The 3,042-nt window shown below is 60.9% G+C and carries 3 protein-coding genes; 1 reads left to right on the top strand and 2 read right to left on the bottom strand.

The genetic code is table 11. The features are described 5' to 3' along the window. The coding region (locus F8N21_RS30190) for an MFS transporter (protein WP_150645592.1) at positions 1–1,187 on the top strand (1,187 nt) is incomplete at its 5' end. A gap of 250 nt (positions 1,188–1,437) precedes the next feature. Here F8N21_RS30190 and F8N21_RS30185 read toward each other — a convergent pair. Then, positions 1,438–2,274 carry an ATPase gene (locus tag F8N21_RS30185; protein ID WP_150645493.1) on the bottom strand — a complete coding sequence of 279 codons (837 nt, stop codon included), beginning with the start codon at positions 2,272–2,274 and terminating at the stop codon, positions 1,438–1,440. A gap of 105 nt (positions 2,275–2,379) precedes the next feature. Next, positions 2,380–3,042, bottom strand: a 663-nt coding sequence (locus tag F8N21_RS30180; protein ID WP_150645591.1) for an NAD-dependent epimerase/dehydratase family protein, incomplete at its 5' end; no start/stop codon positions are given.

Genomic DNA, 3,042 nt, shown 5'->3' with positions numbered 1-3,042 from the left:
TCATCCAGGGCATCGGTGCCGGCGGGATGATTTCGGTCAGTCAGGCGATCATCGGCGACCTGGTGCCACCCCGTGAACGTGGACGATATCAAGGCTATTTCAGCAGCATGTACGCGGTGGCCAGTGTCGCCGGCCCGGTGCTTGGCGGCTACATGACTGAGTACCTGTCCTGGCGTTGGGTGTTTCTGATCAACCTGCCGCTGGGCCTTGGGGCCTTGCTGATAGCCAGTCGCACACTGGTCGGCTTGCCGGTGCCACAACGCAAACCGGTTATCGATTACTTCGGCACGCTGCTGCTGATTATCGGCCTGACCGCGCTGTTACTGGGCATCACCGAAATCGGTCAGGGCCATCATTGGCGCGACAGTGAAGTGCTCGGTTTGCTGGCTGCTGCCGTGATGGCGCTGACGCTGTTGGTCTGGCATGAACAACGGGCAGCCGAACCCCTGCTCCCCATGCATTTGTTCGCCAACCGCAACGCAGTGCTGTGTTGGTGCACGATTTTCTTCACCAGTTTCCAGGCCATCTCGCTGATCGTGCTGATGCCGCTGCGCTTTCAGAGCGTCACCGGGGCCGGAGCCGACAGTGCCGCGTTGCACCTGTTGCCACTGGCCATGGGCCTGCCGATCGGCGCCTACTTCGCCGGACGCCAGACCTCGGTGACCGGTCGCTACAAACCGATGATTCTGGCCGGCGCGCTGCTCACCCCAATCGCGATTCTCGGCATGGCCTTCAGCCCGCCGCAAGCGTTGGTGCTGAGCAGCCTGTTCATGTTGCTGAGCGGAATCGCCAGCGGCATGCAGTTCCCGACCTCACTGGTGGGCACGCAAAACTCGGTGGAGCAACGGGACATCGGCGTGGCTACCAGCACCACTAACCTGTTCCGCTCATTGGGCGGCGCCATGGGGGTAGCGTTGATGTCGGCGTTGCTGCTGACCTTGCTGCAAGACTCCAGCTTTGCCCACCTGGCCGGCTCGGCGCTGATCGCCGAAGGCAGCTCGGGAAATGTGCTGCTCGATGGTTTGAACGCAGCGCCGGGTGACACCCAGAACGCCTTGCGCGCCGAGCTGTTGCTGACCTTTCGGCATTTGCTGATGGTCAGCGCGGCGGTATCGCTGCTGGGGGTGGCTGCAGCGATTGCCATGCCAAACAGGGTGTTGCGGGGGCGGGAGGATAAGGTCAGGTAGGGAGACCCTGTGGCCTGCATCGCGAGCAGGCTCGCCACAAGGTAGCGCAGTACCTGTGGGAGCGAAAACCAGACGCAGACCTGTGGCGAGGGGGCTTGCCCCCGCTGGGCTGCGAAGCGGCCCTACCTGCAAACCCGGTTCTGTCGGGTACACCGCGTGTACCGATTTTTACGACTGCTGCGCAGCCGAGCGGGGGCAAGCCCCCTCGCCACAACAAGCCCCTCGCCACAAAGGCCTGCCAACTGCTCGATCAAGGTCGGGCGCTGATCTGCTGTTGCAGGTTGCGGATCTGGCTTTGCAAGGTGTTGATGTTACGCGTGACCTGGCCACGGAAGGCGTCGAACTCGGCGGTATTACTGCCACTCTTGGGCGCAGCCGGACGGTTGTCCTGCTGGCTTTTGAGGACAAGCATGTCCTGCTCCAGGCGCTCGATAGCGGCGCCTGGATTGCCTTGTTTTTTCAACGCGGCAATCTCGGCGCTGAGACTTTTCAGTTCCGCCTCGACTTTACTGGTGTCGGCCGGGGCACTTTTCAGCGCGGCCAGCTCGCTGCTCAGGGTTTTGACCTGGGCTTGCAGTTGAGTATTGGCGGATTGCTGCTCGGTAGTCTGCGCGGTCATTTGCGCCAGGCGTTTGTCCAGGTCAGTGGCCTGGCCTGCCACGCCCTGCTGTTGCTTGTTCTGCTCAAGCAATTTGCCTTCAAGCTGCTTGATCTGCAGTTTCAGCGTTTCGCTGCCGCTGTTGACCGTGGATTCACTGGCGACCACCTTGCCAGAAATAGCCTGCAGGCGCCCCGCCGCTTCCTCGCTGATGCGGGCGAAACTCTCCTGGGTGGCGACCAATTGCTGCTCCATCAGCGAGATCTGCTGGAAACTCCACCAGGCAAGGCCGGCGAAGGCAAAAAACAACGCCCCGACCAATGCCCACAGCGCACCGGTGCTCGGGCCTTTGACCTTGACCAGCTGAGTGGGCCGCGAATGCACGCTGGTACGCTCACGAGCGGCAGGGGTGCCCGGAAAATCGTCGTCCAGAGCTTCGGCCCGCAGGCTGGGAACATAATCGAAGTCGTCGTTAGCATCGTTACGCATGGGTCAACCTTTCTGAACCGCAGTAATGGCTTAATGCTGCGAGTATAAACCGCTACTCGCAGCACTGATCGACCCTGAACCCCAAACTCGGTTCAGTGTTTATTTTCAGCGAATGTCCTGAGCCTTCCACCATCCGCAGAATTCATCAAGGGCCGTCCACAGGCTGACTTTCGGTTCATAGTCCAGGTAATGGCGGGCGCGGCTGATGTCCAGGGTGAAGTTTTTGCTCATCACCTGCATCCCCAAGCGCGACAGCGTTGGCTCCGGCCGCCCTGGCCAGAGCTTGCAGAAACCTTCGTTCAGCGCCGCAACGCTATAGGCCAGACCGTAGGAACGGTGGCGGGTCACTTGCGGGACTTGCATCTGGCGCATCACATAGTTCACTACATCCCACAGCGGCACGGGCGCTCCGTTGCTGATGTTATACGCCTTGCCCAGGGCCGATCCACTGGCCAGCAAACTGCTGAGCAAAGCCTCATTGAGATTCTGCACACTGGTGAAATCGACCTTGTTCAGGCCATTGCCGACAATTGCCAGCCGCCCTTTGCGCTGCATGTTCAACAGCCGCGGAAAGATGCTCATGTCACCGGCGCCCGTGACGAAACGCGGGCGCAGGGCCAGCACTTCGAGGCCGAACTCCTGGGCGCCGAAGACCTTTTGCTCGGCCAGGTATTTGGTCGCCGCGTAGGGATGCTTGAAGCGCTTCGGGACCTGCTCTTCGGTCAGCCCCAGATGATCGCGGCCATCGAAATAGATCGATGGCGATGA

This window comes from Pseudomonas fluorescens (assembly GCF_902497895.1).
Taxonomy (GTDB): Bacteria; Pseudomonadota; Gammaproteobacteria; order Pseudomonadales; family Pseudomonadaceae; genus Aquipseudomonas; species Aquipseudomonas fluorescens_BP.
This window is presented reverse-complemented; position numbering and strand designations above follow the sequence as displayed.